Origin of the sequence: Thiohalomonas denitrificans, assembly GCF_900102855.1 — a bacterium.
Lineage (GTDB): Bacteria > Pseudomonadota > Gammaproteobacteria > Thiohalomonadales > Thiohalomonadaceae > Thiohalomonas > Thiohalomonas denitrificans.
Genome location: NZ_FMWD01000003.1, coordinates 123,690 through 138,482 on the forward strand (window position 1 = coordinate 123,690; position 14,793 = coordinate 138,482).

General features: G+C 60.5%; 12 protein-coding genes. 9 read left to right on the top strand and 3 right to left on the bottom strand.

Translation table 11 applies throughout. The features are described 5' to 3' along the window. Positions 1 to 16: 16 nt before the first annotated feature. From pcnB to panD, 6 genes are all read left to right on the top strand, one after another. Positions 17 to 1,375, top strand: coding sequence for a polynucleotide adenylyltransferase PcnB (gene pcnB / locus BLP65_RS05345; protein WP_092993593.1), 1,359 nt, complete (start codon positions 17 to 19; stop codon positions 1,373 to 1,375). A gap of 134 nt (positions 1,376 to 1,509) precedes the next feature. Then, positions 1,510 to 2,007, top strand: coding sequence for a 2-amino-4-hydroxy-6-hydroxymethyldihydropteridine diphosphokinase (gene folK, locus BLP65_RS05350; RefSeq protein ID WP_092993596.1), 498 nt, complete (start codon positions 1,510 to 1,512; stop codon positions 2,005 to 2,007). A 220-nt stretch (positions 2,008 to 2,227) separates the two neighbouring features. After that, complete coding sequence (locus tag BLP65_RS05355) at positions 2,228 to 2,887, top strand: deoxynucleoside kinase (RefSeq protein ID WP_092993599.1); 660 nt, start codon at positions 2,228 to 2,230, stop codon at positions 2,885 to 2,887. Position 2,888: 1 nt separating this feature from the next. Continuing rightward, positions 2,889 to 3,683, top strand: a complete 795-nt coding sequence (panB, locus tag BLP65_RS05360; RefSeq protein WP_092993602.1) for a 3-methyl-2-oxobutanoate hydroxymethyltransferase — start codon at positions 2,889 to 2,891, stop codon at positions 3,681 to 3,683. A gap of 206 nt (positions 3,684 to 3,889) precedes the next feature. Then, positions 3,890 to 4,738, top strand: a complete 849-nt coding sequence (panC, locus tag BLP65_RS05365) for a pantoate--beta-alanine ligase (protein WP_092993605.1) — start codon at positions 3,890 to 3,892, stop codon at positions 4,736 to 4,738. 132 nt (positions 4,739 to 4,870) lie between these two features. Next, on the top strand, positions 4,871 to 5,251 hold the full coding sequence (gene panD, locus BLP65_RS05370) for an aspartate 1-decarboxylase (RefSeq protein ID WP_092993608.1): 381 nt from the start codon (positions 4,871 to 4,873) through the stop codon (positions 5,249 to 5,251). A 26-nt stretch (positions 5,252 to 5,277) separates the two neighbouring features. Here panD and BLP65_RS05375 read toward each other — a convergent pair whose 3' ends face one another. From BLP65_RS05375 to glgA, 3 genes are all read right to left on the bottom strand, one after another. Next, positions 5,278 to 5,496 carry a hypothetical protein gene (locus BLP65_RS05375; RefSeq protein WP_092993611.1) on the bottom strand — a complete coding sequence of 73 codons (219 nt, stop codon included), beginning with the start codon at positions 5,494 to 5,496 and terminating at the stop codon, positions 5,278 to 5,280. A gap of 105 nt (positions 5,497 to 5,601) precedes the next feature. Continuing rightward, positions 5,602 to 8,388, bottom strand: a complete 2,787-nt coding sequence (ppc, locus tag BLP65_RS05380) for a phosphoenolpyruvate carboxylase (RefSeq protein WP_092993614.1) — start codon at positions 8,386 to 8,388, stop codon at positions 5,602 to 5,604. Between the two features lie 227 nt (positions 8,389 to 8,615). After that, complete coding sequence (gene glgA / locus BLP65_RS05385) at positions 8,616 to 10,106, bottom strand: glycogen synthase GlgA (protein ID WP_092993617.1); 1,491 nt, start codon at positions 10,104 to 10,106, stop codon at positions 8,616 to 8,618. 282 nt (positions 10,107 to 10,388) lie between these two features. Here glgA and gnd point away from each other — a divergent pair, with 282 nt between their 5' ends. The 3 genes from gnd to pgi all read left to right on the top strand — a co-directional run bounded on the left by gnd (position 10,389) and on the right by pgi (position 14,610). Beyond that, complete coding sequence (gene gnd / locus BLP65_RS05390; protein WP_092993620.1) at positions 10,389 to 11,300, top strand: phosphogluconate dehydrogenase (NAD(+)-dependent, decarboxylating); 912 nt, start codon at positions 10,389 to 10,391, stop codon at positions 11,298 to 11,300. Positions 11,301 to 11,441: 141 nt separating this feature from the next. After that, a complete protein-coding gene (zwf, locus tag BLP65_RS05395; RefSeq protein WP_092993623.1) occupies positions 11,442 to 12,941 on the top strand; it encodes a glucose-6-phosphate dehydrogenase in 1,500 nt (499 codons plus the stop codon). A gap of 25 nt (positions 12,942 to 12,966) precedes the next feature. Continuing rightward, positions 12,967 to 14,610, top strand: coding sequence for a glucose-6-phosphate isomerase (gene pgi / locus BLP65_RS05400; protein WP_092993626.1), 1,644 nt, complete (start codon positions 12,967 to 12,969; stop codon positions 14,608 to 14,610). Positions 14,611 to 14,793: the final 183 nt, after the last annotated feature.

Below are 14,793 nucleotides of genomic sequence, written 5' to 3' on the forward strand. Positions count from 1 at the left end.
GTGCTATTATACGCGCATGTTTTCTTGGCTCAAGCGTTCTATTCAAAAACTCACGGTCCCTTACGTAACAGCGACCGAGGATCCGCAACCGGTAGTCATTCCGCGTTCCGGGCATATCATATCCCGCTCGAATATCAGCGAGAACGCCCTGAAGGTGCTTTACCGTCTGCGCAAGGCCGGCTACCAGAGCTTTCTGGTGGGAGGGGGCGTACGCGATCTGCTGTTGGGCCGGGAACCCAAGGATTTCGACATCGCCACGGATGCCCACCCGGAGGAAGTGAAGGACCTGTTCCGGAACTGCCGGCTCATCGGACGCCGTTTCCGCCTGGCCCATGTCCATTTCGGGCGCGAAATCATTGAGGTGGCCACCTTCCGTACTTCCCATGACGGCTCGGCCAAGGAGGGGCGGACCGAGGGCGGCATGATCGTCCGGGACAACGTCTATGGGAGTGTCGAGGACGATGCCTGGCGGCGCGACTTCACGATAAATGCGCTTTACTACGACATCGCTGATTTCTCGGTGGTGGATTACACCGGTGGCATGGCGGATCTGAGGGCCGGCCGCCTTCGGATCATCGGCGACCCGATGGAGCGCTATCGGGAGGACCCGGTACGCATGCTGCGGGCCGTGCGTTTTGCCGCAAAGCTGGGCTTTCGTATCGATGAAGCGAGCGAAGCGGCGATCATCGAACTCGGTGCGGCCTTGCGGGACGTTCCGCCGGCGCGTCTGTTCGATGAGGTGCTGAAGCTCTTCATGAGCGGCTACGGGGTGGAAACGTACGAGCTTATGCGCCACTACCGGCTGTTTGGCGAATTGTTTCCCGATACCGAAGGCGCACTTGCCCACGAGCAGGAACACTTCCCCCACACCCTGATTGCGCGCGCCCTCACCAATACCGATGAGCGAATCGCTGCCGGCCGGCCGGTGACGCCCGCCTTCCTGTTTGCCGCCCTGCTTTGGGATACTGCCAGCGAACGCGCGGCGCGTCTGCGGGAAGAGGGGCGTTCGCCCATCGAGGCGATACAGATGGCGGGGGATGCGGCCGTTGCCCATCAGGTCGAACGGGTGGCCTTTCCCAAGCGCTTTTCGCTCCAGTCGCGGGAGATCTGGGCTATGCAGGAGCGCCTGACCAAGCGAGGGGGCGGTGCGCCGTTCCGCCTGCTGGGGCATCCCCGTTTCCGCGCCGCCTACGACTTCCTCCTGTTGAGAGCGGAGAGCGGAGAGGATGTGGAAGAGCTCGCCGACTGGTGGACCCGCTTCCAGGAAGCCGATGAAGAGGAGCGCGGGGCGATGACCCGGGCGTTCCGTACCAAGGGCAAGCGGCGTCGTCGGCGGCGCGGCAAGCCAAAACAGACCCAGCAGCAACAGTCCTGATTTTCTCCTTTTCACCACTGTGCTCCAGGGCGACGGTTTCGGGTCTTCTTCAGAGAGTGTTGGCAATGGCCCCGGGCCAGGACCCGGTCGGCTTTGCCGTTTGCTGCATCGGTGAATAGTCCGGATTTGGAGTGATGTCTCGAACCGTTATCGCCTACGTGGGGCTAGGCAGCAATCTCGATGAGCCCGAGGAGCAGGTTGAACGTGCTTTTGCCGGTCTCGATGGTATCGACGGTGCACGCCTGGTGGCGGTATCGCCGCTCTACCGCAGTGCCCCGATGGGGCCGGCCGGACAACCGGACTATATCAATGCCGTTGCCGCACTGGAGACCACGCTGGAGCCCGAGGCGCTGCTCGATGCTCTGCAGGCGATCGAGCAGCACCACCAGCGGGTACGTACCATTCGCTGGGGGCCGAGAACTCTCGATCTGGACCTGCTGCTCTATGACGACGCGACGATCGCGACCGAACACCTGAGCGTTCCCCATCCGGGGCTGCCGGAGCGTGCCTTTGTACTCTACCCGCTGGCCGACATCGCTCCCGGACTACACCTTCCCGACGGCACGCCGCTCATGCAACTGCTACGGCGATGTCCGCCGGAGGGACTCGAGCGGCTGGATAGCGCGCGATAAGCGCATGGCACAACCGTGCAGCATACCCGTAAGCAGGACGGCGGTCTGATGGGTGGCGCAGCTGCTGGACACGATAATGTCTCTCCACCTGCGAAAGGAGGCTGTACCGGCCCGATGGCTGCGGTTTCCAACTGCGGTCTCTCCGGCAAAATCGGCCGGTGCCGGGACGGGCTGAAAAGCCTCGTGCTATCCTGTTGGCCGGGTTATCCGGAGCGCGGAAATGTCGGAAGGGAAGGGAAATACGCATCGGTTTATCGTGGTCGAGGGCCCGATCGGGGTTGGCAAAACAACGCTGGCCCGGCGCCTGGCCGAAAGTTTCGGCAGCCACCTGTTGCTGGAGGGAGCGGAAGAAAATCCGTTTCTCGAGCGCTTCTACCGGGATCCGCGCAATGCGGCGCTGCCGACCCAGATGTTCTTTCTGTTCCAGCGCGCTCGTCAGATCCAGGAACTGCGGCAGACAGACCTCTTCGAGCCGGTTCGGGTGGCGGATTTCATGCTGGAGAAGGACCGGCTGTTCGCCGAACTCACTCTCGATCCCGATGAGTTGCGGCTGTATGAGCAGGCCTATAAATACCTGACCCTGGACGCACCGCAACCGGACCTGGTGATCTACCTTCAGGCCCCGGTGGAGATCCTCCGGGAGCGTATTGCACGGCGCTCACGGCCCGGAGAACATCAGGTCACGACTGAGTATCTGAGGCGGGTAGTGGAGGCGTATGCAGCGTTTTTCTATCACTATGACGCATCACCGCTTTTGATCGTCAATGCCGCCGGAATCGATTGGGTCGATCGCGTAGAGGATTACCACCTGCTTCTTGAACAGATACAGTGCACCCGGTCCGGCCGCCATTTCTTCAATCCAATGCCAACGATGGTTTAACATGAGCCGAGTGACCGTGAGCCGCCTGCGGAAGATGAAGCAGGAGGGCGAGAAGATTGTTTCGCTGACCGCCTACGACGCCAGCTTCGCATGGCTGATCGAGGATGCGGGAGTCGAGGTCATCCTGGTCGGTGATTCCCTGGGAATGGTGATTCAGGGGAGGGACAGCACCATCCCGGTTACGCTGGATGACATGGTTTACCACACCCGGGCGGTCAGCCACGGGACCCGGGAGTCCCTGTTGATCGCCGATATGCCTTTTGCCAGCTACGGCAGCTCCGGTCAGGCCCTCGCTAGTGCCGCGCGGCTCATGCAGGAGGGCGGGGCACAGATGGTAAAGCTGGAGGTCACTGGCGAAATGACCGAAATCGTGCATTTCCTCGCCCAACGCGGTGTACCGGTCTGCGCCCATTTGGGCCTTCTGCCGCAGACCGTTCACAAGCTCGGAGGCTACAAGATTCAGGGGCGGGGAGAGGCCGGCGAGGCCCTTGTTAGGGATGCCCGGGCCATGGAGGCCGCCGGAGCGGATCTGATTGTGGTGGAACTGATTCCGGTGGAAGTGGCCAAACGGCTTTCGGAGAGTGTCTCCATTCCGGTGATCGGTATCGGCGCCGGTGTGGACTGTGACGGTCAGGTGCTGGTGCTCTATGACATGTTGGGGATCACCCCGGGCAAGCGGCCACGCTTCTCCCGGGACTTTCTGGCAGAAGCCGGTTCGGTTCCGGCGGCCCTGCGCCTCTATGTCGAGTCGGTCAAGAAGGGCCGTTTTCCGGGGCCTGAACATCGGATTGCCTGACGAATTGAAAAACCAGTTTCAAACCGCAAAGGCGCCAAGAGCGCAAAGGATCACTCGGGTTGTTGCGGCTCCCGCCCCTCCTACGCGGATAATTTCGGCGGCTTGGGGTGCCGGGCAGTGCGGTAGGTCAACTGCAAAGGGTGATTCGGGTTTTATCGCGGCTTCTGCCGTTCCTACCTGACTTTCTCGAGAGTAAAACAGGACTTATGCAGTCGCTGAACGCTATTGCCGATGTTCGCCGCCAGGTTGCCGACTGGCACCGGGCGGGCGAGCGCGTGGCGCTGGTGCCTACCATGGGCAATCTCCATGAAGGTCATCTGGTGCTGGTGGACAGGGCCCGCGAACAAGCGGATCGGGTGGTGGTGAGTGTCTTCGTCAATCCGACCCAATTCGTGCAGGGGGAGGACTTCGACAGTTACCCTCGTACTCCCGAAGAGGATGCCGAGTTGCTTCGGCGCCGGCGTGCAGATGTGGTGTTTTTGCCGGAAGAGGCGGAGATCTATCCGCGCGGCCGGGAGGGGATCAGCTTCGTTGAGGTGCCCGGCATCTCGGAACAGCTGTGCGGTGCCTCCCGGCCGGGACATTTTCGGGGGGTAGCTACGGTGGTCATGAAGCTGTTCCATATCGTGCAGCCGGATGTGGCCATCTTCGGAGAGAAGGATTTTCAGCAGCTTGCCGTGCTACGGAGAATGGCCGAGGACCTTTCGATGGCGGTGGAGCTGGTCGGTGTGTCCACCGTCCGCGAAACGGACGGACTGGCGATGAGTTCTCGCAACCGCTACCTTTCGCCTAACGAGCGGCAGAAGGCGCCGGCACTCTACCGGATGTTGATGGGCCTTGCAGCACATATCGAATCCGGGGAACGCGATATCATGAAACTGGAAGGAGAGGGGATGGCCCGTCTGGCCGAGGCCGGCTTTGAGCCGGAATACGTCAGTGTGCGGCGTGCCGACGACCTTCAGCTGCCTCGTGGTGACGAAAAAGACCTGGTGCTATTGGCAGCGGCCCGGCTCGGCCGGGCGCGATTGATTGACAATCTGATAGTGACTGTCTGATCTGAAATCAGCGACCGCCAAGGCGCAGTGCGGGTGGCCCTTGGCGGAGTGGTGGTCCGACTGGTCCGACATTGAACATACGGGCTGAAGACCGCATAATTACGCCCTTTCCGTGACGTAGGGAGCTGAACCATGCTTTGCACCATGCTCAAAGCCAAGTTGCATCGGGCCCGGGTGACTCACTCCGAGCTCGAATATGAGGGCTCCTGCGCGATTGATGGAAAACTGCTCGAACTGTCGGGGATCCGGGAGTATGAGCAGATCGAGCTCTACAACGTGACCAATGGTGAACGGTTCACTACCTATGCCATCCGTGCCGAAGACGGCTCGGGGGTGATCTCCGTCAATGGGGCCGCTGCCCACAAGGCATCACCCGGGGATATCGTCATCATCTGCGCCTATGTCGGTCTCAATCAGCAGGAACTGGCGAATTACAAGCCAAAGCTGGTCTATCTGGACGAAAACAATAGCGTCACGCGTTGCGCCAACACCATCCCTGTCCAGGCCGCCTGAACTCGGGCCCCGGCCTTTCCCCCTCTTCAGCCGGAAAAGTACTGCTCCGACCCTTCGCATCGCGCCGGCAGGCAATCCTCGCGCCACAAGCAGTCCCATTCACGACAGACCCCCTTACCGGGTAGACCGAAGCACTCGGCATGCCCTTCCGTCCGCTGCAGGGTTTGCACCAACTCTGCCTTGCGCATGTTATCCGCCACTATCCCGCTCTCCCGGGCGAGGGCGCGTACCGCTTCTAGTCGCATGCCATGCCTCTCGATGTCATCGGGTTAACGAGAGACTATAGCTGTGTGCGCGAGAGTTGCCAGCGAGAGCCGGTGGGAAGCAGCATCCCTGCTGCGGATACCTGTTCAGCCGGTATTGCGCATGCCGGTGGCGATGGCATTGATGGACCGGAGCAGTGGATCCAGCCAGGCTTCGCGCTCTTCCTCGCTCAACGCCTCGTTGCGGTAGCGCTTGAGCATGGTTATCTGGATGTGGTTCAGCGGGTCCAGGTAGGGATTCCGACGGGAGAGAGAGAGTTGCAGTGTCGGGGTTTCGCCCAACAGCTCTTTCAACTCGGCCACCGACAGTACCCGTTTGAGGGTCCGATCGTATTCACCGCGGATCCGCTCGTAGATACTCCGGGCGCTCTCGGGATGCTGGGCCAGATCCAGGTATTCACCGGCGATTCCCATATCCGCCTTGAATAGCGACATCTGGCTATTGGACAGCAGGGCACGGAAGAATGGCCACTCCTGGTACATGTGGCGCAGCTGTCGCATCCTTTCCGGGTCATTCCCGAGCCAGTTTCCGAGGGCCGTGCCGATACCAAACCAGGCAGGCAGGGTATGCCGGGACTGGGCCCAGCCGAACACCCAGGGGATGGCACGAATGGAGTCCTTGGAGCGGTCCTGCTTGCTTCGATGTGAGGGACGGGAACCGATTTTCAGTAACCCGATTTCGCTCACCGGCGAGACCTCATAGAAATAGTCCAGGAAACCCTCGGTTCGGTCGGTCAGATCCCGGAAGGCATCCTCGCCCGCGCGGGAGAGTTCCTGCATCACCTGATGGTACTCGGGTGCATCGGGCTTCGGTGGTTCGATAATGCAGCGACTCGCCTTGAAGAGTCCGGTTACACCCATGGTCAGTTCATAGACCGCGGTTTCGCTGTTGCTGTACTTGTTCGACAGCACTTCGCCCTGTTCGGTGAACTTGATCTGCCCGTGAACGGTGCCGGCCGGCTGGGCGAGAATGGCCTCGTGGGTGGGGCCGCCGCCGCGCCCGACGGTACCGCCGCGGCCATGGAACAGACGGCATTCGACCCCGAATTCACCGGCCAGGGCCGTGACCTGCTGCTGGGCCTGATAGAGGTTCCAGGCGGAGGCGAGAATACCGCCATCCTTGCAGGAATCGGAATAGCCCAGCATCACTTCCTGGAGTTCCCCCGAGGCCTTTAACAGCTCGCGGTAACCCGGAATCGAAAGCAGGTTGCGCATGACCGGCTCGATATGCTCCAGATCCTCGATGGTCTCGAACAGTGGCGAGATTCGGAGATTACAGAACCACCCCTCTTCGGTCCGCCCGGCCAGCCCGGCCAGGCTAGCCAGGAACATCACTTCGAGCACGTGGCTGGCGGCATGGGTCATGGAGATGACGTAGGTACCGAACGCGTCCGGACTTACCTCTTCGCGCATCTGTGCCATCACGCGGAACACTTCCAGAGTCTCGGTCGTCTCCTCCGCAATACTCTCGGGCAGCGGCAGCCGGTTTTCCCGGCTGACGAGATCGGCGAGCAGCTCCAGGCGTTCGGATTCGCTCAAGCTGGCATAATCCACCGGCTGCATCTGCTTCGACAACAGGTCGGCGACCGCTTTGGAGTGACGGGTCGACTCCTGGCGTACGTCCAGGTGCATGAGGTAGAAGCCGAAGGTTTTTGCCAGGTGGATGACGTCCTTCAGCTGGGCGTTGGCCACCACCTCATCGCCGTGACTGCGCAGCGAATCGTGGATTTGATTCAGGTCCGCGATGAACTCCCGTTCGGAGGGGTAGGCGTGCTCGGAGACCGGCGCCTCCGGATCCTCCATGCGTGCCTCCACATTGTGGAGGTTCTGATAGAGCCGGAAGCGCATGATGTAGAGCTTGCGGCGGTACGGCTCGTACAGGAACCGGTCTGATTTGGTGCCGAACGCCGGGTGCTCCTGCTCGTCCCGGGCCAGCCCTTCGAGGAAGGCCTCGTTGGGTTCGCAGAGCAGTCGCGACTGGGTCAGAACATGCGAGAGTTCGGTAACCAGACGGAGGTATTCCCGCAGGATTTCCCGCTGGTGCAGTCGCACGGCCATCGCGGTAGTTTCCGGCTTGACGTTGGGGTTGCCGTCGCGATCGCCACCAATCCAGGATCCGAACTGCAGGAAATCGGGGACTTTAATGCCGGAGTCCGGGCCGTAGGTACGACGAATGGCCTTTTCCATGTTGCGGTAGACTTCCGGTACGGCGTCGAACAGGCTCTCGCGGAAATAGAACAGGCCGTTCTTGATCTCGTCGCGCACCTGGGGTTTCTGGGTGCGGACTTCGTCCGTCTTCCAGAGGATCTGGATTTCCGCCTCCAGTTGGCGGGTGATGTTCAGCCGCTCCTCCTTGCCGAGGCGCGGATCGTTCAGCTGTTCGCTGATTACGAAGGCCCGCCGCAGGTTTTCCATTACCGTACGCCGCTTGGCCTCGGTCGGGTGAGCAGTGAATACCGGGCTGTAGACGAGCCGATCGAGTACCTTCTGAACCTGTGCCGGTTCTATCCCCTGGCTGTAGTACTCGCGCAGTACCCGATCGAACGAGCCGGTCCAGAGTGGTCCGCCGGTCCGCACCTGGCGGCGCCGCTCACGGTGCTGAAAGGCCTCTTCTGCAATATTGACGAGACTGAAATAGAGACTGAAGGCGCGCACGACGTGCACGGCTGTCTCGGCATCCAAAGCTTCGATAAGTCGCGTCAGTTGCTGACGTTTGCGCCCGTTGTTGCTTTTTCGCAAGCTGATGTAGCCGCGTCGCAGCGTTTCGACAGCCTCGAGTACCTCGCTACCGGCCTGCTCCTGGAGCACCTTGCCCAGAAGGTCTCCGAAGAGTCGTACACGGGCGCGTAATTGCTTGTCGCTCATGCCAGCCATTAACCGTTTTCCTCGTGCAAGCGATCGGATGGGCGCTCAGCCCAAAAGCCGGCCATTATACCGTGAATCGGACAGAAATGCCTGTTCGATCCCCGTTTGAACAGAGCAGTACACCCTGGAGCCAAGGGTGTAAGCGATTGATACCGTTCATGTGTTCACATGCATTTACGACTGCTGGGGCCGTCGTAATTTCTGGGTTTTGGGTCCGGGCAGCGGCCGGGTCGCGCTTACAGCGGCGCAACGGCCGGGTACCTCGAAGCCTGGTTCGGGTTTTTGGTAGCAGCGGCTTCGTAGAGGGCGATATAGCGTGCTGCGCTGCGCTCCCAACTCAAATCCTCTGCCATTGCCGTGCGCATCATCTGTTCCCAGGACGTCCGGTCGCGGAACAGCTGCAGAGCCCGCCCCAGAGCCGATACCAGTGCGTCGGTGGTGGCCTGTTGAAAGACGAAGCCGGTGGCGCTCTTCTGCTGCAGGTTCTCCTGGTTGGCATCGATGACGGTATCGGCCAATCCGCCGGTACCGCGAACGACCGGCAGTGTCCCGTAGCGCAGACTGTAAATCTGATTGAGGCCACAGGGTTCGAAACGGGATGGCATTAGAAAAATGTCTGTCCCCGCCTCGACCCAGTGGGCCAGGGTTTCGTCATATCCGATGTGCACTCCCAATTGTTCGCCGTGCCGATCCGCAGCCGCCTGCAGGAGTGTTTCCAGCTTTTTGTCGCCGGTACCGAGTACGATTACTTGCACCTCCCGTTTCAAGAGCTCGGGAAGTGCATCGACGATGAGATCGATTCCCTTCTGGTCCACCAGTCGGCCTATCACTCCCAGCAGCGGGACCTCGGGACGTTCAGGCAGTCCGAGTCGCTGCTGCAGGGCCCGCTTGTTGGCGGACTTTCCCTCCAGCGCCTCCGGTGTGTAGTGGTGGGGAATAAGGGGATCATGGGCTGGATCCCAGGTTTGGTAATCCACCCCGTTGAGGATTCCGGTCAAGTGTTCAGCACGGTGACTGAGCAGGCCCTCCAATCCATAGCCGAATTCGGGCTGCTGGATCTCTTTTGCATAGGTGGGGCTGACCGTCGTAATGCGATCGGCATAGGCGATACCGCCTTTGATGAAAGAGAGATCGCCATAGAACTCCAGTCCCTCCGGCGACCAGAGGTCCTTCGGAAGATGCAGGGCATCGAACGTCTCGGGGGGGAAGACCCCCTGGTATGCCATGTTGTGAATGGTAAAAACGGTTGCCGGATGGCTGGACTCACGGGAGAGCAGTGCGGACACCAGTCCGGTTTGCCAGTCGTTGCAGTGCACCACGTCCGCCTTCCAGTCCTGGTTGGCGCGATCGGTTGCCAGTTCGACCACGGCGCGTGCAAAACTTGCGAACCGCAGGGCGTTGTCCGGCCAGTCGTGTCCCGCAGGATCGGTATAGGGCCCGCCTGCCCGATCATAGAGACTCGGGGCATCGACCAGCCACAGGGGAACACCGCTCCCGGGCATCTGCGTCGCCATGATCCGCCCCGGCTCCGGTATTCCCGGCAGACCGATACGCGCGACAATCTTCACACTCCCCACCCGGTCCAGTACCCGACGATACGCCGGCAGTACTAGTTTGACATCGTGTCCCAGGCGGTGGAGCGCGGCCGGAAGGCTGGCACTGACATCGCCCAGACCACCGGTCTTGACCAGGGGATGGACTTCGCTGGTTGCAAAAAGAATCTTCATAATTTGTTGTTCTTGTTGCCGGAATCCGGCCCTTTCCACGGCGGTCGAGCCCATGCAATCTTGCGTCTGGGCAGCTACAGTCTACGTAAATCTGAAAGTTTCACCGCAAAGGCGCAAAGTACAACAAGGAAACCGCCTTCGACGGGGAGCGGGTGCGCTGCAGGTATCGCGTCGGCTGCTCCGCGTAATCCACAAACCGCGGGTCCTTTGCGTTCTCGGACCTTGGCGGCGGGTTGAATATTCGAGCTAATCGGGTCACAAAGTCTAGCAGGGGAGCGGCGCATGCGCATTGCGATCATTGGTTTGGGCAGAATGGGAGCCAATATGGCACGTCGCCTGGCGGGGCGGGACATCAAGGTGATCGGTTACAACCGATCACCCGAGGTGGCCCATGAACTCGCCCGGGAAGAGGAGAATATCACCGCAGCCGATTCGGTGGCCAAGGCCATCGGTCATCTCTCGCCGCCGCGCGTCGTCTGGCTGATGCTGCCGGCTGGGGCACCCACCGAGGATCACCTCCGCCAGGTTGCCGAGCGGTTGGAGCCCGGTGATCTCATCGTCGATGGGGCAAACTCCAATTTCCACGACACCCGGCGCCGCGGCGAGTGGCTGGAAGAGCGCTCGATCGGTTTTGTTGATGCCGGAACCTCCGGTGGTATCTGGGGTCTCGAAAACGGCTACTGCCTGATGGTAGGCGGCGAAAAACGCTATGTGGAGCTCATCGAGCCGGCACTGAAGGCGCTGGCGCCTGCGCCCGATCGCGGCTGGGCCCACGTGGGGCCGGTCGGTGCAGGTCACTACACGAAGATGATTCATAACGGCATTGAATATGGAATGATGCAGGCCCTGGCCGAGGGCTTGGCTCTGCTGCGCTCCCGGGATGAGTTCGGGATCGACTTGGCGCAGGTTTCCGAGGTGTGGCGCCACGGTTCCGTGGTGCAGAGCTGGTTACTCGACCTGACCGCGGATGCGCTTGCCCGGGATCAGTCGCTGGAGGCGATTCAGCCGGTGGTGTCCGACTCCGGCGAGGGGCGCTGGACGGCCATCGAGGCGGTGGAACAGGGTGTTCCGGCACCGGTTATGACGTTGGCCCTGCAGATGCGCTTCGCCAGCCAGGACCAGGAGGGATATCCGGCCAGGCTGCTGTCGGTGATGCGCAACGCCTTCGGCGGTCATGTGATAACCAAGCGTTAACCGAAAACTGCTGAAACCACCGTTTACCGCTGAATTCCGGATACTCGCTGGTGTGGGTATTCACCAAGAGCACTTGCAAGGGAGGTTGGTTTCCTGTGTGTGCTCAGTGGTTTCAATCTGTCGATAAGGAGTTTCTTTCCGTTGAACGAACCGTGCACCTTCGTGATCTTCGGGGCCACCGGCAATCTGGCCCAGAACAAACTGCTGCCGGCCCTTTACCACCTGGAGGAGGCGGGACACCTTCCGGAGGAAATGGCCATCGTCGGGTTTGGTCGACGCGAATGGAGTTCCGACGAGTGGCGCAAGGAGGTAAGCACAATCCTCAAGCCCCGGGCGCGACTGGGACTTCAACCCGGGATCTTCGAGCGTTTCAGCAGCCGTCTGCACTTTTTCCAGGGCGATCTCTCCGATGCGCAGGCTTACACCAGGTTGCGCAAAGCCCTGTTCGAGGACATTCACTGTCCGGACAACCTGGTCTTCTACATGGCGATACGGCCGGCGGAATTCGGGCTGGTCGCCCAGCACCTGGCGGATGTGGGGCTCAATAAAGAGGAAACTGGCTGGCGGCGTCTGGTTATCGAAAAGCCGTTCGGCTATGACCTGGAGAGCGCCCAAATCCTCGAAGAGCAACTCCACAGGAACTTCCATGAGGAGCAGCTGTTTCGTATCGATCACTATCTGGGCAAGGCGATGGTCCAGAACGTGCTGGTGTTCCGGTTTGCCAACCTGATGATGGAGCCGCTCTGGAATCGCAACTATATCGATCACGTTCAGATCACGCACTCGGAGGCACAGGGCATTCAGGGCCGTGCCGATTACTACGACACGTCAGGTGCACTGCGGGACATGCTGCAGAGCCATCTTCTGCAGATGCTCACCCTGGTCGCCATGGAACCGCCCGCCAATATGGATGCGGAATCGCTGCGCGATGAAAAGGTAAAGGTGCTGAAGTCGATTCGGCCGATTCCCCGCAGCGCCGTTCATGCCCACGCTTTCAGGGCCCAGTACAAGCGCGGCAGGGTCGACGGTGAACAGGTGGGTGGTTATCTGGAGGAGAAGGGCGTCCCTTCCAACAGCACGACCGAAACCTTCGCGGCCGTGAAGCTCTATCTCGACAACTGGCGCTGGCGCAATGTGCCGTTCTATGTCCGTACCGGAAAGCGCATGGCCAAATCCATGTCGATGATCGCCATCCGTTTCAAGCATCCGCCGCAACTGCTGTTTCGCAATACGCCTATCGAACGGCTGCGGCCCAACTGGATTCTGCTCGGCATCCAGCCGGACGAGTGCCTGCGAGCCGAACTGCTGGTGAAGGTTCCGGGCCTGGAAATGAATACCCGCACCATTTCAATGGATGCGACCTATGCGGGCGAGGAGGAGGTCAAGCTGGATGCCTATGAGGGTCTGCTGCTCGACGTCATCGAGGATGACCACTCGTTGTTCCTTCGTTACGACGAGGTGCGTTGGGCCTGGAGGGTCGTCGATCCGATCCTGAAGGTCTGGTCCATGGAGCGCGACTTTATCCATACCTACCCGGCCGGTAGCTGGGGGCCGGTCGAGTCGCTGCGTCTGTTTGATCGGGAGGACCAGGTTTGGCGCAACAGCATGGATCCCGAAGATTACGACGATTCCCTTCAGTAATAACAAATCAAGAGAAGGTACGTACATGTCGCGGCTTACCACATCCACGGTCTGGAATGCCCTGATTGACCACCAAGGTGAATTTGAGCAAATCGCCATGCGGGATCTGTTCGGACAGGATCCGCAGCGCTTCAATAAATTTTCACTGCGGTTCGAGGACATGCTCCTCGACTATTCGAAGAACTGCATCACCGGAGAGACCATGATGCTCCTCCGGCAACTGGCCGAGGAAGCCGATGTCACCGGCTGGGCCGATCGGATGTTCCGCGGCGAGAAAATCAACTTCACCGAAGAGCGTGCGGTTTTGCACGTGGCACTGCGCAATCGCAGCGGTAAGCCCATCCGCATCGGGGGTGAGGATGTGATGCCCGGCGTGGAAGCCGTACTCGAACGAATGCGGCGCTTTACCGAGTCGGTCCGAAACGGACAGTGGCGTGGATATACCGGCAAGCCCATCACGGATATCGTCAACATTGGCATTGGTGGCTCCGATCTCGGACCGCTGATGGTTTGTGAGGCGCTGAAGCCCTACGGCAAGGAGGGGCTGAGTACACACTTCGTCTCGAACATCGACGCTACGCATATCGCGGAGGTTCTGAAACGGGTCGATCCGGAAACGACCCTGTTCATCATTGCCTCCAAGACCTTCACCACGCAGGAGACCCTCACCAACGCCCAGACCGCGCGCCGCTGGCTAATCGGCAAGCTGGGCGACAAGGCTGCCGTGGGCAAGCACTTTGTGGCCGTCTCCACCAATGCCGAGAAGGTCTCCGAATTCGGTATCAACACAGCCAACATGTTCGAATTCTGGGATTGGGTGGGAGGCCGTTATTCGCTTTGGTCGGCCATTGGCCTGCCCATTGCCCTGTTCATCGGCATGGACCGTTTCGAGCAGCTGCTCGAGGGGGCCCATGCCATGGACCTGCACTTTCACAGCACCCCGCTGGAGAAAAATCTGCCGGTAACCCTGGCACTGCTCGGCATCTGGTATAACAACTTCTTCGGTGCGGAGACTCATGCCATTCTCCCGTACGATCAGTATATGAGCCGCTTTCCGGCCTATTTCCAGCAGGGTGATATGGAGAGCAACGGCAAGCGTATCGATCGCGACGGGCAGGCTGTCGACTACTCCACCGGCCCGGTGATCTGGGGTGAACCCGGCACCAATGGACAGCATGCATTCTATCAGCTGATCCATCAGGGAACGAAGCTGATACCTTGTGACTTCATCGCCCCGGCCCTCAGTCATAATCCGATTACCGACCATCATCACAAGCTGATGGCCAACTTTTTTGCCCAGACCGAAGCGCTGATGAAGGGCAAGACAGAGGCCGAGGCGCGGGAGGAACTCGAGGCCGAAGGCGTCTCCGGTGAAGCCCTGGAGAAGCTGCTGCCGCACAAGGTCTTTCCGGGCAACCGGCCCACCAACTCCATCCTCCTGAAGCAGATCACGCCCCGCTCCCTGGGCTCGCTGATCGCCCTTTACGAGCACAAGATTTTCGTTCAGGGGATTATCTGGCGCGTGAATTCCTTCGACCAGTGGGGTGTGGAGCTCGGCAAGCAGCTCGCCAAGGCCATCTTGCCGGAGTTGACTGCCGAAGGGCCGGTGGAGAACCATGACCCCTCCACCAACGGCCTGATCAATGCCTACAAGGAGATCTGCGAGTAGGTGAGGACGGAGGCAGTAGCACCAGGTAGGTGACGCGCCCCCGCGGCAAATGGCGTCAAGAAGGGCATCGCGCCGGGGAGGCCCTCCTACCGGAACCGCGGAGGCACAGACCTGGTAGGAGGCGCGCCCCCGCGGCGATGTTCGTCACGAAGGGCATCGCGCCGAGGGCGGCCCTCCTACCGG

Bases quoted from the DNA above. Each gene is read 5' to 3' on its own strand.
- pcnB (WP_092993593.1), top strand. From the start codon at position 17: ATGTTTTCTTGGCTCAAGCGTTCTATTCAAAAACTCACGGTCCCTTAC.
- folK (WP_092993596.1), top strand. From the start codon at position 1,510: ATGTCTCGAACCGTTATCGCCTACGTGGGGCTAGGCAGCAATCTCGAT.
- BLP65_RS05355 (WP_092993599.1), top strand. From the start codon at position 2,228: ATGTCGGAAGGGAAGGGAAATACGCATCGGTTTATCGTGGTCGAGGGC.
- panB (WP_092993602.1), top strand. From the start codon at position 2,889: ATGAGCCGAGTGACCGTGAGCCGCCTGCGGAAGATGAAGCAGGAGGGC.
- panC (WP_092993605.1), top strand. From the start codon at position 3,890: ATGCAGTCGCTGAACGCTATTGCCGATGTTCGCCGCCAGGTTGCCGAC.
- panD (WP_092993608.1), top strand. From the start codon at position 4,871: ATGCTTTGCACCATGCTCAAAGCCAAGTTGCATCGGGCCCGGGTGACT.
- BLP65_RS05375 (WP_092993611.1), bottom strand. From the start codon at position 5,496: ATGCGACTAGAAGCGGTACGCGCCCTCGCCCGGGAGAGCGGGATAGTG.
- ppc (WP_092993614.1), bottom strand. From the start codon at position 8,388: ATGGCTGGCATGAGCGACAAGCAATTACGCGCCCGTGTACGACTCTTC.
- glgA (WP_092993617.1), bottom strand. From the start codon at position 10,106: ATGAAGATTCTTTTTGCAACCAGCGAAGTCCATCCCCTGGTCAAGACC.
- gnd (WP_092993620.1), top strand. From the start codon at position 10,389: ATGCGCATTGCGATCATTGGTTTGGGCAGAATGGGAGCCAATATGGCA.
- pgi (WP_092993626.1), top strand. From the start codon at position 12,967: ATGTCGCGGCTTACCACATCCACGGTCTGGAATGCCCTGATTGACCAC.